Annotated in this window: 22 protein-coding genes; 14 read left to right on the top strand and 8 right to left on the bottom strand. The window is 72.8% G+C overall.

Annotated elements, in window-relative coordinates; all coding sequences use genetic code 11:
* Window positions 1-10: 10 nt before the first annotated feature.
* The gene (locus ACFWUQ_RS05035) at window positions 11-973 is read left to right on the top strand and encodes an ornithine cyclodeaminase family protein (protein ID WP_384533074.1); all 963 of its coding nucleotides are present in this window, start codon (window positions 11-13) and stop codon (window positions 971-973) included.
* 1 nt (window position 974) lies between these two features.
* Here the strand turns inward: ACFWUQ_RS05035 and ACFWUQ_RS05030 are convergent, their stop codons facing one another.
* The gene (locus tag ACFWUQ_RS05030; RefSeq protein ID WP_384532918.1) at window positions 975-1466 is read right to left on the bottom strand and encodes a MaoC family dehydratase; all 492 of its coding nucleotides are present in this window, start codon (window positions 1464-1466) and stop codon (window positions 975-977) included.
* Between the two features lie 138 nt (window positions 1467-1604).
* Here ACFWUQ_RS05030 and ACFWUQ_RS05025 point away from each other — a divergent pair, with 138 nt between their 5' ends.
* Window positions 1605-3041: an aminopeptidase P family protein gene (locus ACFWUQ_RS05025; protein ID WP_384532916.1), complete on the top strand. Its 1437-nt coding sequence runs from the start codon at window positions 1605-1607 to the stop codon at window positions 3039-3041.
* 110 nt (window positions 3042-3151) lie between these two features.
* On the opposite strand, the gene ACFWUQ_RS05020 is transcribed toward ACFWUQ_RS05025, so the two are convergent.
* The 6 genes from ACFWUQ_RS05020 to ACFWUQ_RS04995 form a co-directional block, all read right to left on the bottom strand.
* Window positions 3152-3478, bottom strand: a complete 327-nt coding sequence (locus tag ACFWUQ_RS05020; protein ID WP_384532913.1) for an AzlD domain-containing protein — start codon at window positions 3476-3478, stop codon at window positions 3152-3154.
* Window positions 3475-4320, bottom strand: coding sequence for an AzlC family ABC transporter permease (locus ACFWUQ_RS05015; RefSeq protein WP_384532911.1), 846 nt, complete (start codon window positions 4318-4320; stop codon window positions 3475-3477). The genes ACFWUQ_RS05020 and ACFWUQ_RS05015 overlap by 4 nt, the downstream gene beginning before the upstream one ends.
* The gene (locus ACFWUQ_RS05010) at window positions 4308-4772 is read right to left on the bottom strand and encodes a GNAT family N-acetyltransferase (RefSeq protein WP_384532908.1); all 465 of its coding nucleotides are present in this window, start codon (window positions 4770-4772) and stop codon (window positions 4308-4310) included. Before ACFWUQ_RS05010 ends, ACFWUQ_RS05015 begins: the two co-directional genes overlap by 13 nt.
* Window positions 4772-5548, bottom strand: coding sequence for a 2OG-Fe dioxygenase family protein (locus ACFWUQ_RS05005; protein ID WP_384532906.1), 777 nt, complete (start codon window positions 5546-5548; stop codon window positions 4772-4774). Before ACFWUQ_RS05005 ends, ACFWUQ_RS05010 begins: the two co-directional genes overlap by 1 nt.
* 166 nt (window positions 5549-5714) lie before the next feature.
* Window positions 5715-6350 carry a DinB family protein gene (locus ACFWUQ_RS05000; protein WP_384532903.1) on the bottom strand — a complete coding sequence of 212 codons (636 nt, stop codon included), beginning with the start codon at window positions 6348-6350 and terminating at the stop codon, window positions 5715-5717.
* Between the two features lie 77 nt (window positions 6351-6427).
* Complete coding sequence (locus tag ACFWUQ_RS04995) at window positions 6428-7702, bottom strand: MFS transporter (protein WP_384532901.1); 1275 nt, start codon at window positions 7700-7702, stop codon at window positions 6428-6430.
* Between the two features lie 368 nt (window positions 7703-8070).
* Between ACFWUQ_RS04995 and ACFWUQ_RS04990 the strand changes: the two genes are divergently transcribed.
* The 12 genes from ACFWUQ_RS04990 (at window position 8071) to ACFWUQ_RS04935 (ending at window position 21826) form a co-directional block, all read left to right on the top strand.
* Entirely contained in the window at window positions 8071-9357 is a 1287-nt protein-coding gene (locus tag ACFWUQ_RS04990) for an ATP-grasp domain-containing protein (RefSeq protein WP_384532899.1), read from the top strand.
* Window positions 9354-10640, top strand: coding sequence for an acetyl-CoA carboxylase biotin carboxylase subunit family protein (locus ACFWUQ_RS04985; RefSeq protein ID WP_384532897.1), 1287 nt, complete (start codon window positions 9354-9356; stop codon window positions 10638-10640). The genes ACFWUQ_RS04990 and ACFWUQ_RS04985 overlap by 4 nt, the downstream gene beginning before the upstream one ends.
* Before the next feature lie 84 nt (window positions 10641-10724).
* The gene (locus tag ACFWUQ_RS04980; RefSeq protein WP_384532895.1) at window positions 10725-12242 is read left to right on the top strand and encodes an ABC transporter substrate-binding protein; all 1518 of its coding nucleotides are present in this window, start codon (window positions 10725-10727) and stop codon (window positions 12240-12242) included.
* Entirely contained in the window at window positions 12239-13591 is a 1353-nt protein-coding gene (locus ACFWUQ_RS04975) for a SidA/IucD/PvdA family monooxygenase (protein WP_384532893.1), read from the top strand. Before ACFWUQ_RS04980 ends, ACFWUQ_RS04975 begins: the two co-directional genes overlap by 4 nt.
* A gap of 18 nt (window positions 13592-13609) precedes the next feature.
* Window positions 13610-15013 carry a diaminobutyrate--2-oxoglutarate transaminase family protein gene (locus ACFWUQ_RS04970; RefSeq protein ID WP_384532890.1) on the top strand — a complete coding sequence of 468 codons (1404 nt, stop codon included), beginning with the start codon at window positions 13610-13612 and terminating at the stop codon, window positions 15011-15013.
* Window positions 15013-16350 (top strand): SidA/IucD/PvdA family monooxygenase, encoded by a 1338-nt coding sequence (locus ACFWUQ_RS04965; RefSeq protein ID WP_384532887.1) that lies wholly within the window; start codon window positions 15013-15015, stop codon window positions 16348-16350. Before ACFWUQ_RS04970 ends, ACFWUQ_RS04965 begins: the two co-directional genes overlap by 1 nt.
* Before the next feature lie 23 nt (window positions 16351-16373).
* Window positions 16374-16808 carry a cupin domain-containing protein gene (locus tag ACFWUQ_RS04960; RefSeq protein WP_384532884.1) on the top strand — a complete coding sequence of 145 codons (435 nt, stop codon included), beginning with the start codon at window positions 16374-16376 and terminating at the stop codon, window positions 16806-16808.
* Window positions 16805-18013: an NAD(P)/FAD-dependent oxidoreductase gene (locus ACFWUQ_RS04955; protein WP_384532881.1), complete on the top strand. Its 1209-nt coding sequence runs from the start codon at window positions 16805-16807 to the stop codon at window positions 18011-18013. The genes ACFWUQ_RS04960 and ACFWUQ_RS04955 overlap by 4 nt, the downstream gene beginning before the upstream one ends.
* Window positions 18000-18656: a serine O-acetyltransferase EpsC gene (gene epsC / locus ACFWUQ_RS04950; RefSeq protein ID WP_384532877.1), complete on the top strand. Its 657-nt coding sequence runs from the start codon at window positions 18000-18002 to the stop codon at window positions 18654-18656. Before ACFWUQ_RS04955 ends, epsC begins: the two co-directional genes overlap by 14 nt.
* Entirely contained in the window at window positions 18653-20293 is a 1641-nt protein-coding gene (locus ACFWUQ_RS04945) for a methionine--tRNA ligase (RefSeq protein WP_384532875.1), read from the top strand. The genes epsC and ACFWUQ_RS04945 overlap by 4 nt, the downstream gene beginning before the upstream one ends.
* Window positions 20290-21399, top strand: a complete 1110-nt coding sequence (locus tag ACFWUQ_RS04940; RefSeq protein WP_384532872.1) for a hypothetical protein — start codon at window positions 20290-20292, stop codon at window positions 21397-21399. Before ACFWUQ_RS04945 ends, ACFWUQ_RS04940 begins: the two co-directional genes overlap by 4 nt.
* Window positions 21350-21826: a rhodanese-like domain-containing protein gene (locus ACFWUQ_RS04935; protein WP_384532869.1), complete on the top strand. Its 477-nt coding sequence runs from the start codon at window positions 21350-21352 to the stop codon at window positions 21824-21826. The genes ACFWUQ_RS04940 and ACFWUQ_RS04935 overlap by 50 nt, the downstream gene beginning before the upstream one ends.
* Window positions 21827-21896: 70 nt before the next feature.
* Here ACFWUQ_RS04935 and ACFWUQ_RS04930 read toward each other — a convergent pair whose 3' ends face one another.
* A complete protein-coding gene (locus ACFWUQ_RS04930; protein ID WP_384532867.1) occupies window positions 21897-22880 on the bottom strand; it encodes a helix-turn-helix transcriptional regulator in 984 nt (327 codons plus the stop codon).
* Window positions 22881-22955 lie beyond the last annotated feature (75 nt).

The raw sequence follows: 22955 nt of genomic DNA, 5'->3' as shown, positions 1-22955 counted from the left end.
CGGCCCCCTGATGATCGGCGCCGAGCGGATGGCGGGGCCGGAGCGGCTGCTGCGCGTCATCGACGCGCTCGCCGACGTGTTCGGCGACCTGTCGGCCGGGCGGACCTCGTCCCCGCCCCGGACCGTCGTCTCCCACGGCCCGCAGCGGGAGCTGCTGGCCGGGACGGCGGTCTGGGAGCGGCGCGGGGTGGGCAGCGTCAAGATCACCACGCTCACCCCGGACAACCCGGAGCGCGGGCTGCCGCTGATCCACGGCGTGGTCGTGCTGACCGACCTGGAGACCGGCCGGATCACGGCGCTGCTGGACGGCGCCGAGCTGACGGCCGTGCGTACCGGCGCGGTCGCGGGTCTCGCGACCCGGCTGTGCGCGCCCGAGGACGCGCGGGACCTGGCCGTGATCGGCGCGGGCGTGCAGGCGCGGGCGCTGGTCCGGGCGGTGTCCGCCGTCCGGCCGATCCGCACGGTGCGGGTGTTCTCGCGCACTCCGGCGCGTACGGAGGAGTTCGCGCGGTGGATCCGCGACACGTCCCCGGGCCCGGTCTCGGTGACGGTCTGCGGCACGGCCGAGGAGGCCGTCACCGGCGCCCAGGTCGTCTGCACGACGACCTCCACCAGCGGCCGGACCCCGCTGGTGGCGGCCGAGTGGGTGGCGCCGGGGGCGCATGTCAACGTGATCGGCGGGACCCACGAGGACGCGCTGGAGGTCGATCCGGCCCTGCTGGCGGACGCCTTCGTCATGGTGGAGGAACGGGCCGCCGCGGTCGCGGAGGCGGGCGAGGTACGGGCCGCGCTGGCTGCCGGACTGATCACCGAGAGCGCCCTGCACGAGCTGGGCACCCTGGTGGACGGGCCCGCCCCGGGCGGGCGCTCCGGGGCGGGCGGGCGTATCTCGGTGTTCCGCTGCGTGGGCATGGCCATCGAGGACACGGCCGCGGCGGCGGCGCTGCACGAGGCCGCGAGCGCCGCCGGCTGACTCAGGCGGCCTCGCGGCAGCGCACCATGAAGGACCGCTCGAACACGATGACGTCCTCCCCGGTCGACTTCGTGCCGGTGGTCTCGACCGTGATGATCCCCTGCCCCGGCCGGGACGCGGACAGCCGCTTGCCGAGGATCCGGCTCGTCGCGTACAGCGTGTCACCGACGAACACCGGGTCCTTGAGGCGGACCTTGTCCCAGCCGAGGTTGGCCACGGCCCGGGCCGACAGGGCCTGCACGGTCATGCCGCCGACCAGGCAGAGGGTTATCCCGCTGTTGACGAGGATCTGGCCGTACTCGGCGCCTTCGCCGTAGTGGCGGTCGAAGTGCAGCGGGTGCTGGTTCATGGTCAGCAGCGTCAGCCAGGTGTTGTCGGCCTCGGAGATGGTGCGGCCCGGCCAGTGGCGGATCACCATTCCGGGTGTGAAGTCCTCGTAGTCCCCGCCGTGTTCCTCGACGTACTCGTTGTCTCCGACGTGGCGCAGTGTCATGCGTCTTTCTCCCGTGTGCGGTACTCAGGACGGACAGGGCGTGACAGCGTACGCGGGGGCCCTCGGCGGGCCTTTCCGTTACACCGCCGGTCCATATGATGGACGGCGCACATCAGTTCGCCATACAAGGAGGAACCCGTGGAAGAGGCCGCAGCCGAGGAGCAGACCGTCAAGCAGCGGAAGAACGGCCTGTCACGGGGCGTCTCCGAGGAGCTCGCGCAGAACATGGCGTCCGGCTGGGCCGACACCGAGGCCGACCTGGAGCCGATCGCCCAGGCCGCCAACACCGCCGCCCGCCGTGCCGCGCTGTCGGCGCGGTTCCCCGGCGAGCGCCTCGTCGTCCCCGCGGGCAACCTGAAGACCCGCTCGAACGACACCGAGTACCCCTTCCGGGCGGCCACGGACTACGCGTACCTCACCGGTGACGTCAAGGAGGACGGGGTCCTGGTCCTGGAGCCGACGGACGGCGGCCACGAGGCCCTGCTGTACCGGCTGCCGCGCTCCAACAAGGAGAACGGCGAGTTCTGGCTCGACGGCCAGGGCGAGCTGTGGGCGGGCCGCCGGCACAGCCTCACCGAGGCCGAGGCCCTGTTCGGGATCCCCTGCCGGGACGTCCGGACCGTCACCGAGCACCTGCGCGCGGCCGGGGGCCCGGTGCGGGTGGTGCGCGGGCACGACGCCGGCGTCGAGGCGGCGCTGGCCGACAAGGCGGTCGCCGAGACCGACGAGGAGATGCGCGTCTTCCTCTCCGAACTGCGGCTGATCAAGGACGAGTTCGAAGTCGGCGAGCTGCAGAGGGCGATCGACTCCACCGTGCGCGGCTTCGAGGATGTCGTGAAGGTCCTCGACAAGGCCGAGGCCACCTCCGAGCGCTACATCGAGGGGACCTTCTTCCTGCGCGCCCGCGTCGAGGGCAACGACGTCGGCTACGGCTCCATCTGCGCCGCCGGCCCGCACGCCACCACCATCCACTGGGTCCGCAACGACGGCCCCGTGCGACCGGGCGACCTGCTGCTGCTCGACGCCGGAGTGGAGACCCACACCCTCTACACCGCCGACATCACCCGCACGCTGCCGATCAGCGGCACGTTCTCGCCGATCCAGCGCCAGATCTACGACGCCGTGTACGAGGCCCAGTCGGCCGGCATCGAGGCCGTGAAGCCGGGCGCCAAGTACGTGGACTTCCACCATGCCGCGCAGCACGTGCTGGCGGAGAAGCTGGTGGAGTGGGGGCTCCTGGAGGGCCCCGTCGAGCGCGTCCTGGAGCTCGGCCTCCAGCGCCGCTGGACGATGACCGGGACCGGCCACATGCTCGGCATGGACGTCCACGACTGCGCCGTCGCCCGACGTGAGGCGTACGTCGACGGCACGCTGGAGCCCGGCATGTGCCTCACCGTCGAGCCGGGCCTGTACTTCCAGCCCGACGACCTGACCGTGCCCGAGGAGTACCGCGGCATCGGCGTCCGCATCGAGGACGACATCCTGGTCACCGAGGACGGCAACCGGAACCTGTCGGCCGCCCTGCCCCGGACCTCGGACGAGGTCGAGGCCTGGATGGCCGGCCTCAAGGGCTGACCGGGGCGCCGGGACGCCGGCGGCCGCCGTACGCAGGGCCCGGTCCGCGCCGCGCGCGGGTCGGGCCCTTCGCGTAGGGGCCGTCGGGACCGCGCCGGCGCACCCTGCCCTCAGCCGGTCAGCATGCGGAGCAGGGCGAGTGATCCGATGCCGAAGGCGATGGTCAGGTAGAAGTTCCGGGTCCGCCAGGCCAGCAGCAGGGTCGGGCCCGCGAGCCACAGCCCGTGGTTGCCGAAGCCGAGGTCCAGTTCGCCCGCCGGGGCGAACAGCGAGGGGGCCAGCAGGGCGGCGATCACGGCGGGCGGCACCTGCCGGAGCCACACCACCACCGGGGCCGGCAGGGCGGCGGCCGACAGGAACAGCGTGGGCAGCAGGCGCGGTCCGAAGGTGACGGCCGCCATGCCGGCGATCGTGGCGGCGAGGGTGAGGTCGCTCATCGGCGCGGCGCTCCTTGGGTGTCGGGGGCTTCCCGCTCGGCGTCGTCGGTGCCGGCTGCGTCGTGCCCGCGGGGTGCGATGGCCAGGCCGAAGGTGGCGGCGACGGCCGCCGCGACGAGGACCGCCCAGTACTGCAGGCCCAGTACGGTCAGGCCCACCGCGCCGGCGCCCGCGACGACGGCCACGGCGAGCCCCCGGCGGTCCGCGATGATGCCCGCCGCGAGCAGGGCCATGAACATGGCGGGCAGCGCGTAGTCCAGGCCCAGCGCCTCGACGTTGGTGACCAGGTCTCCGGCCAGGACCCCGATGAGGGTGCCCGCCACCCACGAGCCGTGCACGGCGGTGTTGAAGGCGAACACCTCGGCCTTCGGACGCACGCCGCGTTCGGCGAACTGCGCCGAGTGCACCGCGAACGCCTCGTCCGTGAGCTCGTACGCGAAGAGCGCCTGCTCCCGCCGCCGCCATCCCGACAGGCGCGGGGCGATCGCGGCGGACAGCAGCAGGTGCCGGAGGTTGACCACGAAGGTCGTCAGCACGATCGCGTAGGGGGCGGCGCCGACCGCGAGCAGCTGGAGGGCCGCGAACTGCGAGGAACCGCCGTAGACGAAGAGGGACATGCCGACCATCGCCCACCAGGGCAGGCCGGCGGTGTGGCCGAGGACTCCGAAGGCGAACGCCACCGGGACGTAGCCCAGCATCACGGGCACGGCCTGCCCGAAGCCGGCCGCCCAGGGGGCCCCGGCGGCCGGTGCCGCCGGAGCCGGGTCCGGGGCGGCGTCCGGAGCCGGGTCCAGGGCGGTGTCCGGCGCGGGGGCCGGGGCGCTGACCGCTACAGGTCGCACTCGAAGGTCCTCTCCCCGAGGGCGGGGCGGAAGCCCACGCCCGTCCAGAGTCCGGTCGCGGCGTCGTTCCCGTCGAGCACGGCCAGGAAGATCCGGTTGACGCCCCGGCGGCGGAACGCCGTGAGGGTGTCGACCGCCATCACCCGGGCCAGCCCCAGCCTGCGGTGGCCCGGATCGACCACCGCGTGGCTGATGGTGCCGCGTACGCCGTAGGAGCCGGCGACCAGCGCCGCCACCACCTCGCCGGAGGAGGAGCGTACGACCCGGCACAGGTCGGACGAGTGCGCGAGGTGGGCGCCGAGCAGGCGCTCGTCCTCCCATTCGCAGTAGGCGGCCGACGGAGCGGCCTTGAGCAGTCCGATCACCTGGGCGGTGTCGGACGGCCTCATCGGCTCGGAGACCTGCCGGACCGGTACCTCGTCCGGTGCGAGGGCCAGGGCTGCGGCGCTCATCAGACGAGTGTCTCGTAGGGGGATCCGGGCAGGGAGAACGAGATCGCGAGGACGTCGCGGTAGCCGCCCTTGTCCTCGGCCGCGCTCAATCCCGTGACGTGGTGCTTCATCGCCCGGTCCTCGAAGATCAGGGTGTCGAGCGGGGTGAGGAAGGTGCCCCTGGCGAGCGGCTCCTCGTCCCAGGTGAAGACCGTGCTGTGGCCGCCCTCGACGTCCACGCGGGAGATCAGGTGCAGGCCCGCCCACGGGTAGCCGTCGGAGTGGATGCCCTCGGGGACCAGCTCGTTGTACTTGCCCGCGTTGATCTCGATGCGGATCTGGTGGATCTGGCAGACCCACTGCGCGTCGCGGTAGCCGTCCTCGATCGGGAGGTTGTCGAAGTCGTAGCGCACCAGTGCCTGGAAGAGCGGGTTCCTGTGGGTGGACTCCTCGACGTCGCCGAAGTGGCGCACGACGCCGCCGACGAAGGAGTTCATGGCCTCGCTCTGGAAGTACGCGGTGTGGTCGAGCGGCTCCAGCTCGCCCGTGGCCGGTACGTAGGTGAAGTCGCTGTAGCGGCGGGTGCGCACGGCGCGGTCGGCGCCGCCGAAGTGGACGTCCGGGGTGAGCCGGCCCCAGGACGCCTGGAGGCCGTCGAAGGCGGCGGCGAGCTCCGGGGAGAGGCTCAGGTCGGCGGCCGACACCAGGGCGTAGCGCTGCTCGCGCAGCTGGTCGCGGAGGTCGGGGCCGACCGCGGAGATGGTCTCGGGGACGGGGGCGAGGGCGACGGTGGTCACAGGGGGTACTTCGCTTTCGGTGGTGGGGGCGTCGGGTCTGCCAAGGGGGAGCGGTGTGCGGACGGTTGACGGCGCCCGGTCGGGGAGCAAAGGACGCGCGGGCGGGGGCCTGGCGGCCCGGGGGCACCGCCGGGTCCTCGGTACGGGGAGGACCCGGCGGCGGGGATCAGCGCAGGCCCAGCGAGGCGTAGGTGGCGTCCAGCTCGGCCACCTCCAGGCCGGCGGCCTGGCGGACGAGGCGGATGGCCCGGTAGATCTGGTTGATGTGCGCGATGTCGTGGCCGATGACCTTGCGGATCATCACCTCCATGGTCTCGCCGCCCTGCTCTCCGTGGCGGCCGGTGCGCTGCCAGTCCTCGGGCGAGAACGAGGCGAGGAGCGCGACGTTGGAGGCGCGCAGCCCGGTCCAGGCGTCGAGCATCTGGCGGAACGGCAGGCGGGGCAGCGGGGCCCAGAGCTGCTCGTCGTAGCCGGGGTAGACGGGGTTGTCCTCGGTGGCGACCAGGCGCCAGCGGAACCCGTAGACGATGTCGACGTCGAAGAGGTGGCCGACGACGAAGGCGGCGGGCCACTCGCCCGGCTCGGGGACGGTCTCGGCGAGCTCGGTCGGCAGGTCGGCGAAGAGCGCCGCGGCCCAGACCGGGGTCTTGGCGAGGACGTCGAAGGCGTCGCGGTCACCGGCCACGTCGAGCAGCGCGGTGACGTAGGCCGCCGGGTCCTCGGTCGCCGAGGGGATGTCGATGCGGTGCACGTCGGCGTCCGCCGGGGCGGAGTCGTTCGTGGCCGTGGTCTGCGTGGTCATGCGGGATGTGCCTTTCGGTTCTCGGTCGGTGGTGCGGTGGATGGAGGGGCCGGCGGACCGGCCCGGTGCGCGGGTGGTCAGTTGGCGGCGGCGGGCTGGGGCTTGGAGCCGGGCCCGGCGTCGGCCGCGTGGGCGGTCGGCGCCGCGGTCGTGATCGCGGCATCCGCCTCGGCCACGGCTTCGGCCTCGGCTTCGGCCTCGGCGGCCTTCGCGGAGTCGCCCACGTAGCCCCGGTCGCCGGGGTTGGCGCCGAGCACGAGCAGGGCGCCCAGGACGGCGACGGCCGCCAGGACCACCCAGTGGAGCGGGGCCGAGATGCCGTAGAGCAGACCGCCGACGGCCGGCCCGAGGGCGCCGCCCAGCGTGTGCGCGATGCCCTCGGCGCCCTGGTAGCGGCCGCGCAGGTGGGGCGGGGAGAACTCGGCGGGGTAGGCGTTGGCGATCGGCGTGTAGACGGTCTCGGCGACGGTCCACACCACGACGGTCACGGCCAGCAGCCAGATCGCACTGGCCGCGCCCGTGAGGGCCATGCCGACGCCCAGCAGGACCAGGCCCGCGGCGATCACCCGGCGCGGGTTGCGGCGCTCGGTGTGCTTGGTGATCGGGAGCTCGATCAGCACGCAGAGCAGGGCGTTGAGGCCGAGCAGCAGGCCGTAGACCTTGTTGTCGAAGCCCGCGTCGGTGACGTGCAGCGGCAGGGTCACGGTGGACTGCCCGTAGACGAAGGTCGCGGCGACCATCGAGCCGAGGAACAGCGCGTACGGGCGGTCGGACAGCACCTGGCGGTAGCCGCCCCTGGCCTTCTTGCCCTCGACGGCGGTGTCCGCCGGCTGCACCTGGACCGGGCGTCCGCCCGGGAGCGTCAGGAGGGCGAGCGCGCCGAAGGAGAAGGCGAAGAACGCGTCGCCGAGGAAGAGGTAGGTGTACGACATCCCGCTGAGCAGACCGCCGACGAGCGGGCCGACGGCCATGCCCACGTTGATCGCGAGGCGCAGCACGGCGAAGGACATCACCCGCTGGTTCTCGGGGACCAGGTCCACCAGGAGCGCGCCGGCCGCGGGCCGGTAGAGCTGGGCGAAGACGCCCACCACGCCGACCAGGGCGGTGGTGGTGAAGAGCCCGTCGGTGAGCGGGACGAGCGCCGTGGCGGCGCTGCTGCCGAACATCGACACGGCGATGGCGGTGCGCCGGCCGAAGCGGTCGGCGACCGTACCGCCCACGGCGTTTCCGATGAAGGCGCCGACGCCGACGACGCCGAGGGCCACACCCGCCTCGAAGGCGGAATATCCCCGGGACACCAAAAAGAGCACCAGGAATACGTTGAGGAAATTGCCGAATTTGATGAGGAACATTCCAGCGAAGATGACCCAGGCGCTTCTGGGAAGTTCACGCAATCGTCGGCGCAAGGGTTCCTCGCTGGCCATGAGGGGCTCCTTCTAGTCAAGGGATGAGGTGATGGGCACCATGGAACCCACCGGCCGACGCCTTGAGAAGGGAAACGGGCTGGCACGAAGCGGCCGGGCACATTCCTGCCCGCACACCGCCCGTGACTCCCCGCCCTGACCTGCCCGGATGCTACCTGAAACTCCCTCAGGCACAGACCGGGCGGCCGCCTCCGTCCCGTCGGGCGGAAGCGGCCGGCCGCGTCTTTCATGCCGGGCACGGTTGTGCCACCCCGAAAGCATTTCCGGGCCGGAATTCATGCGGCAGAGTTCTGGCCATGACCGAACACAAGCTTCTCGTCGTCGGCGGACGCATACAGACGCTGCGCAAGGCGGCGGCGCTCGGAATCCGCTTCGTACTGATCCAGCACAAGGACCAGTTCGTGCCCGAGTCGGCCGAACTCGCCGAAGCCGTCCTGATCGCGGACTACACCGACTGGGACGTCACCCGCCCCCTGGTGGAGGCCGCGCACAAGGCGTACGGGTTCACCCGCGTCGCCTCGATCACCGAGCCGGGCCTGGTGCCCGCCGGCCGGATCAGCGACCTCCTGGGGCTCGGCAACACCTCCGAGGAGGTCGCCGAACTGCTGCGGGACAAGTACGCGATGCGTCGCCACCTCGCCGCCTCCGACTCCCCCGCCGTGCGGGCGCTGTCCGTGGCCGCCGCCGAGGTCGAGGACGCCGACGCCCTGGTCGCCTTCGGCGCCGAGCACGGCTACCCGTTCGTGCTCAAGCCCGCCGACGCCACCGCCAGCCTGGGCGTCGCACGGATCGACGGACCGGAGCAGGCCGCCGAGGCGTGGGAGGCGGTAGAGGCCCTGCGGGCCCGTACCGACCTCCAGTGGGGCTCCTTCTTCCACATCGGCCGCTTCATCGCGGAGCAGTACATCGAGGGCCCCGAGTACAGCATCGAGAGCTTCTCCTTCGCGGGCCGCCACATCGTGCTCGCGGTGACCGAGAAGCTCACGGGCGGCCAGGAGGGCTTCATCGAGCTGGGCCACGCCCTGCCGGCCCGGCTCGCTCCGGACGTCGAGCGCGGCATCGAGGAGGCGGTCTCCCTCTTCCTCGACGCGATGGGCCTCAAGGACGGCGCCGCCCACACCGAGGTGCGGCTGTCCCCCACCGGTCCGCAGATCATCGAGAGCCACAACCGCATGGGCGGTGACCGGATCTTCGACCTCCTGATCGCTGCCTACGGCATCGACCTGGAGGAGTGGATCCCGGCCTGGCAGTTCGGTCTGATCCCGGCGCTGACCGAGCGCCCGGTGCCGCTCCGGTCGGCCGCCACCCGCTTCCTGTCGGCGCAGCCCGGCACGGTCGAGGAGGTCCAGGGCAAGGACGAGGCGCTGGCCCTGGACGGGGTCATCGACATCGAGACCACCGTCAAGCCCGGCGACACCGTCGGCGAACTGCGCGGCAACTGGGACCGCATCGGCCAGGTCCTGGTGACCGGCGCCGACACCGAGGCGGCCGTCGCCGCCGCCGAGCGGCTCCTGGAGAAGGTCTCCATCGTCACCCGTCCCACCGCAACCACCGGCACCACCACCGAAGAGGCCCAGTCGTGAAGATCCTGCTGATCATGCGGAACACGTACGCGTGGCACCGCGAGCACATCGAGACCCTGGAGCGGATGGGCCTGGAGATCCACCTCGCGACCTCCGTCGCCCAGGCCTCCGACGACGGCCGCTTCGCCTCGGTCATCCCGGTCGGCGACCGGGAGGGAACGGCCCTCGCCGAGTTCTGCGCGGCCGAGGCCCGCCGGCTCGGCATCGCCACGGCGATCACCTTCTACGACAGCGACATCGCCGTCACCTCCAAGACCAACCAGCTGCTCGGCCACCAGTGGCCGCGGCCCGAGGCCGACGAGATCTCCCGCGACAAGAAGCTCCAGCGCTCCTTCCTCCAGGACAACGGCCTGCCCTGCCCCGGATTCGCGAGCGTCTCCAGCGTCGAGGAGGGCCTGGCCGCCGCCGAGGCCTTCTCGTTCCCCTTCATCGTCAAGCCCAGCGGGCTGGCCGCCAGCATCGGCGTGAGTCTCGTCCACGACCGCGAGGGCCTGGAGCGGGCGCTGGCCGACGTGGAGCGCCTCGCCGCGGAGTGGGGCGGCTACTTCCCCACCGAGGGACCGGAGATCGCCCTGCTGGAGGAGTTCCTCCCGGGCAAGGAGGTCACCCTCGACGGGGTGGTCACCGGAGGCGTCTTCCACCTGGTGGGCGTCACCAACAAGATGCAGATGCCCGGCCCGTACTTCGAGGAGGACTTCTACACCCTCCCCTTCCGCACCCCGCAGGAGGAGCCCGGCCTGGTCGCCGTCGCCGAGGGCATCGTCAAGGGCCTGGGCGTCGAGCACTGCCTGTTCAACGCCGAGTTCCGGCAGGACACCGACGGCACCTACCGGGTCGTGGAGTTCGCCACCCGCATGAGCGGCGGCCAGAACTACCGCAACCTGCGCGAGGTCCACGGCATCGACGCGGTCAAGCTGTACACCAAGGCCGTGCTCGCCGGCGACGACGAGCGGGCCGCCGCCTCGGTCACCGACGGCGAGGTGCCCCGCGCCGCCACCCCGCGCGCCGCGACCTGCATCAAGTTCGCCTACCGCACGGGGACGCTGGTCAAGAACAACCCCGGCGAGGCCTACCACTCGCCGTACTTCCGCTCGTACATCCCCGCCTCCAAGACGGGCGCCCGGCTGCGGCGCGCCCCCGAGGGCTGGTACGAGATCGCCGGATCGCTCGCGGTGGCCGCCCCCTACCGGTCCGTCGAGGACATCGACCGGGTCGAGCGGATCGCCGCCGAACTCGACGAGCGGCTCGACGTGGTCGTGGTCCCGGCCGTCCGGGCCGCCTGATCCGGCGCGGACCCGCCCGGCGGCCCGGCCCCCGGCAGCCCGTCCACCCCGCCATCCAGCCCACCACCGCGGAAAGAGCCCCACGTGCACGCCAATGACCCCGTGTTCCGGATGGGAATCACGGAGCCCACCGCCATCGACCCCTACAAGGCCCAGGAAGGTGAGGGAATCCTGGTCTGCAAGGCCCTGTTCACCGGGCTGCTGGCCCTCGACGAGGACGGCGCGCTGATCCCGGCCACCGCCGCCTCCTGGGAGAGCGACGAGACGGCCACCACCTGGACCTTCTCCCTCCGCACCGACACGGTGTTCAGCAACGGCGAGCCGGTCACCGCGCACTCCTTCGTCCGCGGCTGGTCGCGGGCGCTGGACCCGGAGGCCAACACGGAGACCGCCTACCACCTGGCCGGCGTCCGCAGCTTCACCGCGGTCGACGACGCCACCCTGCGGGTGGAGCTCGGCGAGCCGGACGTGCAGTTCGACCTGAAGACCCTCCAGCCCATCTTCAGCCCGGTGCCCTCGGTCGCGGGCCCCGCCCTCGACCCGGAGTACAACGACCGGCCCATCGGCAACGGCCCCTTCCTGCTGGCCGGCCCCTGGATCCACGGCGAGTCCATCACGCTGCTGCGCAACGACCTCTGGTTCGGCCCCGCCCCCGAGGTCCGCGAGGTGCGCATCGACATCCTCGACGCCGTCACCGGCCTGGACGACGAGTACGAGCGCTTCCTGGCCGGCGTGTACGACTACGCCCGGATCCCCCCGGCGCGCACCGCCGAGGCCGCCGGGCACCCCGGCTTCCTGGAGCAGGAGGGCGCCGGCCTCTTCTACCTGATCCCCTTCTGCCACCAGGCCCCGATGGACACGCTGGACGCCCGCCGGGCCCTGTCCTCGGCCATCGACCGCCAGGGGCTGATCGACACCTACTTCCAGGGCCGCCGCAGCGCCGCGCACTCGCTGCTCTCCCCCTGGTTCGGCAAGGCGCACACCCCGCGCCCGGCCTCCGCCGACACCGACGCCGACTGGACCTCGTACGACCCCGAGCGGGCGCGGGCCGCGGCCCTGCGCGCCGGCCTGCCGCCCGGCACCCGGATCGAGTTCGCCTACAACACCGGCGCCGGCCACGACGACTGGGTGCAGGCACTGGCGCGGGGCCTGGAGGAGGTGCTGGGCTGGCGGATCGAGCTGCTGCGCACCGACGCCCGCGGCCTCGTCGACCACCGCACCTCGATCGCGGCGACCGGCTTCTGCCGGGCCGGCTGGGCCTGCGACTACCCGACGCCCGACAACATGCTCTTCCCGCTGCTGCACTCCTCCTGCACCGCCCCCGACGCCGAGGGCACCGCCCACGGCGACAACGAGGGCCGGTACGTGAACCCGGAGTTCGACGCCCTCCTGGCCAGGGCCCGCGCCTCGACCGACCCGGCCGAGCGGGCCGACTCCTGGCGGCGCGCGGACCGGACCGCCATGGCTGACCTGGCCCTGATCCCGCTCTGGTACCGCACCGACCAGCGGGTCCACGCGGCCGACCGGATCGACGGCCTGCGCATCGACTTCGACGGAAATCCCACTCTGACCACTGTTACGGCAAGGAGCACCACACGATGAGCGCCACCACTGCGACCACGTCGACCACGGCGGCTCCGGTGTACGACATCCTCGGCATCGGTTTCGGCCCGGCGAACCTGGCCCTGGCCATCGCTCTGGAGGAGCGCGAGTCCCCGCTCACCGCCCGCTTCCTGGAGGCGCGGCCGACCCCCGAGTGGCAGCCCGGCATGCTGCTCGACGGCTCCGACATCCAGAACCACCCCAGCCGCGACCTGGTCACCCTGCGCAACCCGCGCAGCCGCTACAGCTTCCTGAACTACCTGCACGAGCAGGGCCGGCTGCTGCGCCACCTGAACGTGCCGGGCGAGTTCCCGCTCCGCAAGGAGTACGCGGGCTACATCCGCTGGGCCGCGGGCTTCTTCTCGCACCTGGTCGACTGCAGCCAGCGGGCCGCCGGCGTGGAGGTCGTCGAGGAGAACGGCGAGCGCGTCTACGCCGTCACCACCATGACCGGCAGCCGCTACCTGGGCCGCACCCTGGTGATGGGCCCCGGCCGCACCCCGTACGTCCCGGCCCCCTACGACTCCGTCCGCACCCCCCGCGTCTTCCACCTCACGCAGTACCTGCCCCGGCTGGCCGAGCTGGCCGGCGAGGGCCGCGAGCCGGAGTCGGTGGCCGTCATCGGCGGCAGCCAGAGCGCCGTGGAGCTCGCCCTCGACCTGAGCCGCCGCTTCCCGCGCACCAAGGTCACCACCTACACCCGCTCGCACTCGCTGCGGCTGAAGGACACCAGCCCCTTCAGCGAGGAGGGGTACTTCCCGGAGTTCACCGACTACTACTTCCGAGCCGACCGCGCCGGCAAGAACGCCCTCGACGGCTACATGCACGGCACGAACTACTCCTCGGCCGACGGCGACGTGCTGCGCGAGCTCTACGTGACCATGTACGAGCAGGAGCTCGACGGCGAGCAGCGGGTGTTCCTGCGCGGCAGCCACGAGGCGACCGCCGTCCGCGAGGCCGGCGACCGGGTCGAGCTGGACTTCCTGGAGCGGATCACCGGCGAGCACAGCACCGAGTCCGTGGACTTCGCGGTGCTGGCCACCGGCTTCCGCAACATGGGCCCCGGCCCGCACGAGGAGCTCTGCCCGCCGCTGATGGCCCCGATCGCGAACCTCTTCGCGACCGAACCGGACGGCCGGCTCCGGGTCTGCGCCGACTACACGCTCACCGCCGTCGCCGACGGCACCCCGCCGCTCTTCCTCAACGGGCTGTGCGAGTCCAGCCACGGCATCGGCGACGCCGGCTCCTTCAGCCTGCTGTCGCTGCGCGCCGCCTCCCTCGCCGACGCCCTGACCGTCCGCCTGACCGCGGCCGCCACCGACCGCAGCGCCGTACTCGCCGCCGCCTGACCGGAAAGACGCGAACCCATGACTGCCACCATCGACACCCCGGTCGAGCCGGTCTACACGGCTCCGGTCATCACCGGCCCGCTGCCCGGTCCGCGCAGCGCCGAGCTGCTCGACCGCCAGGCGGGACGGGAGTCCAACTCCCGCTCGTATCCGCGAAAACTCCCGATAGCCATCCGCCGCGGCAGAGGCTCCTACGTCGAGGACCTCGACGGCAACGTCTTCCTCGACTTCCTCAGCGGCGCCGGCGTGCTCTCGCTGGGCCACAACCACCCCGAGCCGCTGGCCGCCGCCCACCGCCAGCTCGACGAGTTCGTGCACGGCCTGGACTTCCCCACGCCGATCAAGGACGAGTTCACCGACCTGACCATCAAGATGCTGCCGGAGCCGATGCGCGAGCGCACCCGGATCCACTTCTGCGGTCCGACCGGCGCCAACGCCGTGGACGCGGCCCTCAAGCTCTGCAAGACCGCCACCGGGCGCGAGGAGATCATCACCTTCCAGGGCGGCTTCCACGGCGCGACGCTGGCCGCGCTCAGCGTCACCGGCCTGGTCGAGCAGAAGGAGCCGGTCCGCGGCCGGATGCCGGGCGTGCACTTCTTCCCGTACTCCAACTGCCACAACTGCCCCCTCGGCCTCAAGCGGGACAGCTGCCAGGTCAACTGCGCCGCCTTCCTGGAGAAGGCCCTGACCGACGTCAACGGCGGCATCACGCTGCCGGCCGCCGTGATCATGGAGCTGGTGCAGGGCGAGGGCGGCGTGATCCCCGCCGAGGTCGAGTTCGTCCAGCGGATCCGCGAGGTCACCAAGCGCCTCGGCATCCCGCTGATCGTGGACGAGGTGCAGAGCGGCTGCGGCCGCACCGGCACCTGGTTCGCCTTCGAGCAGTACGGCATCGAACCGGACGTCGTCTGCGCCTCCAAGGCGCTCAGCGGCATGGGCCTGCCCGCCTCGGTGATCCTCTACGACGAGAAGCTCGACCAGTGGAAGCCCGGCGCGCACTCCGGCACCTTCCGCGGCAACCAGCCCGCCTTCGCCGCCGGTGTGGCCACCATGAAGGTAGTCCAGCGCGACCGCGTCCTGGAGAACGTCCGGGCCCGCGCCGACCAGCTGATGGTCCACCTCCAGGGCCTGCGCGAGATCAGCCCCTACGTCGCCGACGTGCGCGGCCTCGGTCTGATGACCGGCGTCGAGCTGTCCGACCCGGAGACCGGCGAGCCCGCCTCGGACCTCGCCAAGCGGGTGCAGTGGCAGGCCGTCAGCCGCGGTCTGATCATCGAGCTCGGCGGCCGCGACGACTGCGTCGTGCGCATGCTGCCGCCGCTGAACTGCACGGCCGAGCAGATCGACCAGGCGGGGCAGATCATCCGCCAGTCGCTCATCGCCGCGGTGGCCGCGACCACGCCCTCGAAGGCGGGCGTGTGATGACGTACTCCGCCCACGGGAGCCCCGAGGACGGCGCCGCGGCCCTGGACCTGGTCGTGGCGGGCTTCGGGCCCTCCGGGATCGCGCTGGCCGCCGCGGTCGAGGACCACGACGACGAGGCCGGCGGCGCCCCGCTGGCCGCCCGCTACCTGGAGAAGGCCGCCGACTCCGCCTGGCAGCCCAACCTGGTCCTGCCCGGCACCGACATCCAGCACCACTTCCTGCGCGACTTCGCCACCCCGCGTGACGCCCGGTCCCGCTTCACCTTCCCCCACTACCTCCAGCAGAGCGGGCGCTTCTACCCCTTCACGCTGATGGGCGGCTACGTCAGCCGCCTGGAGTGGTCGGACTACGTGCAGTGGGCCGCCCGCCAGGTGCGCGGCCCCGTGGACTACCACCGCGAGGTGGTCTCCGTGGAGCCCGTGGCCGGCGGCGACGGCCGGGTGCGCGCCGCCCGCGTCGTCAGCCGGGACACCCGCGACGGCTCCCTGCACTCCTCCGTCGGCCGCAACATCGCGCTGGCCACGGGCCACGAGGCGTACGTGCCCGAGCTGTTCCGCCCGCACCTGGGCGAGCGGGTCTTCCACGCCTCCCAGCTGCTGCCGAGCCTGGCCGCCCTCGGCGACCGGCCGCCGAAGCGGGTCGCGGTGATCGGCGCGGGACAGACCGCGGGCGAGATCGTCCTGCACCTGGCCGCGCAGGACCCCGACGCCGAGATCCACTCCCTGGTGCGGCACGCGGGCTTCCGGATGTACGAGCTCGGCCACTTCAGCAACGAGGTGTACTTCCCCGACGAGACCGACTACTTCTACGGGCTGGAGGACGAGAAGCGCGAACGCGCCCTGGCCCAGGCCCGCGCCACCAACTACGCCGCCGTGGACCCGGACGTCTCCACCGCCCTCTACCAGGCGGTCTACCAGGACCGGTTCACCGGCCGGCAGCGGCTCCACATGCACAAGCGCACCGAGGTGACCGAGGTCGAGCGGACCGCCGACGGCGGGGTGCTCCTGCGCACCGAGGAGGTGTTCACGGGAGAACGCGGGCTCATCGAGGCCGACGCCGTGATCATCTGCACCGGCTACCGCGAAGCCGCCCTGCCGAAGGCGCTCGCCGCCTTCACCCCGTACCTGCGGCTCGACGCCGAGGGCCGCCCCGAGGTCACCCGCGCCTACCGCGCCGAGACCACCGAGGACTGCGAGGTCGGCATCTACCTCGACGGACTCACCGAGTGGCGCCACGGCATCGGCAGCGCCACCTCCTTCAGCCAGATGGCCGCCAAGGCCGACACCATCCACCGTGACCTGCGCAGCCGCCTGCGCCAGCCCGTCGCCGCCTGACCGCTCCCGATTGGACCGTACACATGCACATCTTCACCGCCCACGAGGACGACATGGTCTTCGAGGAGCTCTACAACGTCAGCGGTCGGCGCATCTTCCCCTGGCCCGAGGCCGTCGCCGAACCCAACTGGGGCGGCGCCTGGGTCGACGTGGCGCCCGGTGCCACCTCCACCCTGCACCACCACGACGAGAACGAGATGTTCTTCATCGTCCAGGGCTCCGGCCTGATCCGCATCGGCGAGGAGACCACCCGGGTGCGCTCCGGTGAGACCGTCTTCATCACGCCCTTCGAGGACCACGACCTGACCAACGACGGCGACGTGACGCTGCGCTTCATCACCATCTGGTGGGGCGGTGCCGACGCCCTGGCCCGCGACCGCGCCAAGTGGGCGGCCGAGTTCGGCATCGAGGACCCGGGAGCGGCCGTGCCGGCCGCGGACACGGCGGTGCCGGAATGAGCCCCATCGTCCACGCGCACGCCGACGCCGTCGTCGTCGGCGGCGGGGTGATCGGTGCGGCCATCGCCCACCAGCTCGCCCTCGCCGGCCTCGGCCGGATCGTCCTGTGCGACCAGGGCAGGGTCAACGCCCAGGGCGCCACCTCCCGCTCCGGCGGACTGCTGCGGCTGCACCACACGTCGGTCGCCGACATCCGGCTCGCCGCCCGCAGCATGCCCGTCTTCGAGCAGTGGGCGGACGTCATCGGCGGCGACTGCGGCTACCGGCGCACCGGCTTCGTGATGATCGTCGGCGAGAACCACGCCGACGACCTGCGCGACAACGCCGCCCGGGCGGGCGACGCCGCCGGCTACCGACGCGTCGAGGTCATCGACCCCGCCGAGCTGAAGGAGCTCTACCCGGGCCTGCGCACCGAGGGCGTGGCACTCGCCGCGTACGAGCCGGAGGGCGGCTACGCCGATCCGATGATGGCGTCCGCCGCCCTCCTCACCGCCGCCTACCGGCTCGGCGTCTCCCCCTCCGAGGGGATCCGCGCCGTCAAGGTCCTCGAACACGCGGGCACCGTGACCGGTGTACTCACCTCCATCGGCCGCATCGACGCCCCGCTGGTCGTGCTGGCCGGCGGGGCCTGGGGCTCCGCCCCGGCCGAGTACCTGGGCATCCACATCCCGGTCGTCGCCCGCCGGATCGGCCTGGCCCAGGCCGAGCTGCCCGGCGCGGGCCGGCGCGGTTCCGCCTCCTCCGTCCCGACCTGCATCGACGACACCACCGGCAGCTACTTCCGGCCCGACGGCCTGGACCGCTTCTACTTCGGCGTACCGAGCAAGCCGGACACCGAACTGGGCCGCGACGTCGAGCCGTTGACCGAGGCCGAGCTGGAGTCGGCGATCAAGGCCATCGCCGGGCGCGTCCCGGCGGCGGCCACCGCCCCGCTCGCGGGCACCCGCTCCGGACTCGACGGCTACACCCCGGACAAGCGGCCGGTGGTGGGCGCCGCCGGCCCCGACGGCCTGTACCTGGCACTCGGCTTCAGCGGCGGCGGCTTCAAGCTGGCCCCCGCCGTCGCCGAGCTCGCCGCCAAGGAGATCCTCGAAGGCGGGGCCGTACCCGGCAAGGCGGTCCAGGAACTGCTGGAGCCCTACCGTCCGCAGCGGTTCCTCGCGGGCCGCCCGATCCGCCCGGAGGCCCCCTATGACCACATGTGAGGAAAACCCGGCCGGGAACGGCGAGAAGCCGCTCTCCCTCCTCGCCAAGCTGCGGGAGGACGTCGCCACGGTCCTGGCCAAGGACCCGGCCGCCCGGTCCCGCGCGGAGGTGCTGCTCTACCCGCACATCCACGCCCTGTGGACCTACCGGATGGCGAACTGGCTCTGGAAGCGCGGCCACCGCGTGAGCGCCCGGGCCCTGTCCCTGCTGGCCCGCGCCGTGTCCGGCATCGAGATCCACCCGGGCGCCACGATCGGCCGCCGCTTCTTCATCGACCACGGCACCGCGGTCGTGATCGGGGAGACGGTGGAGATCGGCGAGGACGTGATGCTCTACCACCAGGTCACGCTCGGCTCGGTCGGCTGGTGGAAGGACCTGCGCCGCCCCTCGGGCTCGCGCCGCCACCCCGCCGTCGGCGACCGCGTGATCATCGGCACCGGAGCGAGCGTGCTCGGCCCGGTCACCGTCGGGTCCGACTGCCGGATCGGCGCGCACTCGATCGTCCTCGACGACCTGCCGGCGCACAGCCGCGTCGTCGCGGCCGCCTCCGACGCGCTGCCGCCGCTCGACACGACGCCGCTCGACACGGCGCCGCTCGACTCCTCTTCCCTGCGCTTCCCCGAAGGAACCCACGCGTCATGACCTCCTACGTGATCACCAGCGCCCCGCCGAACCCGAACGGCGACCTCCACCTGGGCCACCTGTCCGGCCCCTTCCTCGGCGCGGACGTGCTCGCCCGCCACCTGCGCCAGCGCGGGAACGACGTCCACTACGTCGGCTACTCCGACGAGCACTCGGCCTACGTACCGCGCCGGGCGGCGGAGATCGGCTCCACGGCATACCCGACCGCGAAACTGTTCGGCGACCGCATGGAGGAGACCCTCTCCATGGGCGCCATGCACCACGACTGGTTCACCCGTCCGCTGACCGACAGCACCCACACCGAGTTCGTCCAGCGCTTCTTCCTGGAGCTGTGGGAGTCCGGCGCCCTGGAGGTCCAGGAGCTGCCCGTCTTCCGCTGCGAGCCGTGCGAGCGCTACCTGTACGAGTCCGAGGTGCGCGGCGCGTGCCACTTCTGCGCCGAGCCCTCCGACGGCATCTACTGCGAGGCCTGCGGCCTGCCGCAGACCTCGGGCAGCCTCGCCGACCCCAAGTGCACCGCCTGCTGGAACACCCCCGAGACCACGACCCTGCGCCGGATCGTCTTCCCGCTGGAGCGCTGGCGCGAGCGGCTGGAGGCGTACTACGCGGACGCCCAGTCGAAGGCCGAGTGGCGTCCCCGGCTGATCTCCTACCTGGAGGGCCTCTTCGAGCGGGAGCTCCCCGCGACCCCGATCAGCCGCGAGGCCGACTACGGCATCCCGGTCCCGCTGAAGGGCTGGGAGGGACACATCCTCGACACGTGGTTCAGCGGCATCTGGGGCTTCGCGGCGGGCACCGCCCGGCTGGCCGAGGCGAACGGCGACAAGAGCGAATGGGAACGACTGTGGACCGACCCGCAGACACGCATCGTCAACTTCATCGGGTTCGACTGCTCCTTCTCGCACGCCGTGCTCTGGCCCGCGCTGTTGCTGGCACAGGGTGAGCTGACCCTGCCCTCGCAGGTCGTCATCAACGAGTTCTACCGGCTGGAGGGCGAGAAGTTCTCCACCAGCCGCGGGCACGCCATCTGGGGCGGGGAGTTCCTGCGCCGGGTCAACGCCGACGCCCTGCGCTTCCACCTGTGCCTGACCGGGCCGGAGCGCGAGCAGAACAACTTCTCCATGAAGGAGTTCGCCGACACCGTCTCCACCGTGCTGGCCGGCGGCATCGAGCGCTGGACCGACACCGTACTGGACCTGCTGGGCCAGGACTTCGACTCCGTGGTGCCCGCCGCCGCTCCAGCCGGTGAGCTCGTCGCCGAGCGCGCCGCGCTCCCCGGCGAGATCGCCGCAGCGCTCGGCGCCGAGGCCTTCTCCCCGCAGCGGGCTGCGGCCGCGCTGGCCACCACCGTCGACCGGGCCAACGCGGACCTGCGCGAGCTGGGCCTGCTGCGCGCCTCCGGCGAGGCCGAGGCGTACGCCGGTCGGCTGGCCGCGCACCTGGAGCTGCTGGCCGCCGTCGCCGTCGCCGCCGCGCCGCTGATGCCGGGCTGGTCCGCTTTCATCGCCGGCCACCTGGGCCTGCCGGTGGACCTGGTCACGCGGATGCCGCACTGGGCCGACGGCGAGGGCCGGCTGCTCGCCGAGGGCGCCCGGCTGCCGAGCTCCACGCCGCTGTTCTTCCACGAGCTGTCGTGAGAGCGGCCGGCCCGGCCCGGACACTGGGCGCGGTGCTGGGGCTGGGCGTGCTCGTCCTGCCGGCGGCGCTCGCCCCGGCGGACCCCTGGACGGTGACGGTACTGGCGGGCGGGCTCGCGTGCTGGTGCCTGCTGGTCGCCGCCTCGGGAGGCACCGCGCGCGCCGGGCCCGTGGCGTTCGTCCGGGACCGGCTGGGCCCCGCGCCCGCCCGTGCGGTGACCGCGCTCTACTTCGGCGGGTTCGCCACCGGGCAGGCCGCGGTGGCGCTGGCCGCCGCCGAGTTCGCGGCCGGCCGCCCGGGGTGGGGTGGCGGAAGCGACTCGGGTTGGGGCAACTCCTCCTTCGACGAGTCGGGTTGGGGGGTGTTCGCCCTGGCGGCCGCCGTCCTGGCCACCGCCGCCGGGCATGCCGCGTACACCCCGTACCCGCTCTCGGCCGGAGCCCGCCGGCTGCGGCTCGGCGCGGTCCTCGGCCTCGCGGCCGCCTGGTGGCTGCTGGGCCGTCCGACCGCCGCCCCGTCCGACTGGGCGCCGGTCCTGCTGACCGTACCGCTGCTGTTCGGCTGGGTCGGACTGGAGTCGGCGGTACCCGCCCTGCGCCAAACGGGCGGGAGCGGCCCGCGTCCGGTCTCCGGCCCGGAAGCCGGACCCGCCGGCACGGCCCCGCCCGCACAGCACTTCGGCGCCACCCTGCTGGGCCTCGTGCTCGCCGCCGGACTGTACGGACTGCTGCTGCGGCCCGCCGGCTGGCTGCCGGCGCCGCACCCGGCGGTGCTCCTCGTGCTCGGCCTCGCCTCCGCCGCCGTCTGCTGGACCTACTGCCGTACCAACCTGCTTGCCACAGGCGCCCGTTGGAGCGAGCTGACCGCGGCCGGCCAACGCGCCGGGATCCTCGCCGGCGCGGCCGTCGCACTCGCCGCACTGCTCCTCGCCCGGCTCGCCGGGTGGGGCACACCCGCTCTGCTCATCGGCCCCGGTACCGCCACCGCGGCCATCTACCTCTTCATCGCCGTCGCGGCCGTTCGCCGCCCCCGACCCCGCAAGGAGCCCACCCGCCATGACCACCGTCACCGCCCCCTCGAAGGTGCTGCGCGTTCCGCCCGCTGACCCCGCCGAGGCCGCCGCCCACTTCCACCGCCGCTTCACCTTCGAGGCCGACGTCGCCGACGTCCACGCCGACGTCGAGTCCGGTGCGGAGGGCTTCGTCGTCGTCGACAGCCGCAGCGCCGAGGCCTGGGAGCAGGGCCACATCCCCGGGGCCGTGCACCTGCCGACGGACGACATCGCCGCCCGCGCGGCCGAGCTGGTGCCGGCGGGCACGGTCGTCGTCACCTACTGCTGGGGACCCGGCTGCAACGGCGCCACCCGCGCCGCGCACGCCTTCGCCTCCGCCGGCTACCGGGTCAAGGAGATGCTCGGCGGATTCGAGTACTGGTCCCGCGAGGGCTTCACCGTGGAGGACGCGCACGGTCAGCGCCGCTCCGCCCCGGACCCGCTGACCGCCCCGGTCACCGGCGACAACTGCGGTTGCTGACGGACGTACCCGACCCGAGCGCCGACCCGGCGCCCGGGGTCCGAACCCGCCCCCGCCCGCCCAACAGGCGTCAGAGCAGGCCGTGTTCGACCGCGCGCTGCCCGAGCTGGAACCGGCTCTGCGCGTCCAGCTTCTCCATCAGCTCGGAGATCAGCCGCCGTTCGCTGCGCAGGGAGATCCCCAGGCGCCGGGCGGCGGCCTCGTCCGTGTAGCCGAGGGCCAGCAGCCGCAGCAGCTCGCGCGGCTGCGAGCCCGGGTCGTCCAGCCGGCGGCGCGGCGGGGCACCGAAGGGGGTGGCCGTCTCCCACACCGCTTCGAACAGCGCGCAGAAGGCGGCGACCGCGCCCGGCTCCCGCAGCAGCACCGCCCCCTGGGCGCTGTCCGTCGGGTCGATCGGCATCAGGGCGGACTCGCCGTCCGAGATCACCATCCGCATCGGCAGCGCGGGCACGGTCCGCACCTCGCCGCCGCGCTCGGTGAGCCAGCGCGCGTGGTCGAGGCTGGCGACGTCGTTGCGGATGGAGTCCTGGTAGATGGTGCGGATCTTCACGCCGCGCGCGATGAGGTCCTCGGTGAGCGGCTCACTGGCCTTGAACTGCGACGCGGGCACCGGGCCGCCGGGGTGGAAGGAGATCGACTCGCGGCGGGTGCGGGAGCTGAGCACGGCGAGCTTGGCCCGGACCGCGTCCACCCCCTGGAACCGCTCCGCCTCGTTCGTGGGCTGCGCCGGGTGGAACTCGGCGTAACGCGACAGGAGTTGGCTGGCCGCGGCCTGGCTCTCGGCGAGCACCCGGTGCCGCTGGGCGATCTCCGCCTGCTGGTGGGCCAGCAGCGAGTCCAGGGCCGCCTTCGGGTTCACCGCCCGCAGCTGACCGCCGGTGCGCCAGGACGGCGTCAGCAGTGAGAGCTCGGTGAGCTCGGCCAGGTCCTCGCGTACCTCGTCGTCCGGAAGCCCCAATTCCGCGGCGACGTCGGTGACCGCGAGATCCGGCCGTTTGAGTATCAGTCGGTAAAGAGCGTCGGAGCGCTCCGTCAGTCCAAGAGAAAGCAGCAACAGGAGCCCCCCAGCTCGCGGTTCGGAGCGGCGAAGGACGGATACCGGCAGCGTTGGCGGCGGGGTGAGGCTCGG

Origin of the sequence: Streptomyces sp. NPDC058662, from assembly GCF_042716255.1 — a bacterium.
Classification (GTDB): domain Bacteria; phylum Actinomycetota; class Actinomycetes; order Streptomycetales; family Streptomycetaceae; genus Streptomyces.
This window is presented reverse-complemented; position numbering and strand designations above follow the sequence as displayed.

Excerpts from the sequence above, each read along its gene's own strand:
- ACFWUQ_RS04965 (WP_384532887.1), top strand. The coding sequence starts at position 15,013 with ATGACGTACTCCGCCCACGGGAGCCCCGAGGACGGCGCCGCGGCCCTG.
- ACFWUQ_RS05010 (WP_384532908.1), bottom strand. The coding sequence starts at position 4,772 with ATGAGCGCCGCAGCCCTGGCCCTCGCACCGGACGAGGTACCGGTCCGG.
- ACFWUQ_RS04970 (WP_384532890.1), top strand. The coding sequence starts at position 13,610 with ATGACTGCCACCATCGACACCCCGGTCGAGCCGGTCTACACGGCTCCG.
- ACFWUQ_RS04995 (WP_384532901.1), bottom strand. The coding sequence starts at position 7,702 with ATGTTCCTCATCAAATTCGGCAATTTCCTCAACGTATTCCTGGTGCTC.
- ACFWUQ_RS05000 (WP_384532903.1), bottom strand. The coding sequence starts at position 6,350 with ATGACCACGCAGACCACGGCCACGAACGACTCCGCCCCGGCGGACGCC.
- ACFWUQ_RS04955 (WP_384532881.1), top strand. The coding sequence starts at position 16,805 with ATGAGCCCCATCGTCCACGCGCACGCCGACGCCGTCGTCGTCGGCGGC.
- ACFWUQ_RS05035 (WP_384533074.1), top strand. The coding sequence starts at position 11 with ATGATCGGCGCCGAGCGGATGGCGGGGCCGGAGCGGCTGCTGCGCGTC.
- ACFWUQ_RS04960 (WP_384532884.1), top strand. The coding sequence starts at position 16,374 with ATGCACATCTTCACCGCCCACGAGGACGACATGGTCTTCGAGGAGCTC.
- ACFWUQ_RS04990 (WP_384532899.1), top strand. The coding sequence starts at position 8,071 with ATGACCGAACACAAGCTTCTCGTCGTCGGCGGACGCATACAGACGCTG.
- ACFWUQ_RS05020 (WP_384532913.1), bottom strand. The coding sequence starts at position 3,478 with ATGAGCGACCTCACCCTCGCCGCCACGATCGCCGGCATGGCGGCCGTC.
- epsC (WP_384532877.1), top strand. The coding sequence starts at position 18,000 with ATGACCACATGTGAGGAAAACCCGGCCGGGAACGGCGAGAAGCCGCTC.
- ACFWUQ_RS04975 (WP_384532893.1), top strand. The coding sequence starts at position 12,239 with ATGAGCGCCACCACTGCGACCACGTCGACCACGGCGGCTCCGGTGTAC.
- ACFWUQ_RS04945 (WP_384532875.1), top strand. The coding sequence starts at position 18,653 with ATGACCTCCTACGTGATCACCAGCGCCCCGCCGAACCCGAACGGCGAC.
- ACFWUQ_RS04935 (WP_384532869.1), top strand. The coding sequence starts at position 21,350 with ATGACCACCGTCACCGCCCCCTCGAAGGTGCTGCGCGTTCCGCCCGCT.
- ACFWUQ_RS05030 (WP_384532918.1), bottom strand. The coding sequence starts at position 1,466 with ATGACACTGCGCCACGTCGGAGACAACGAGTACGTCGAGGAACACGGC.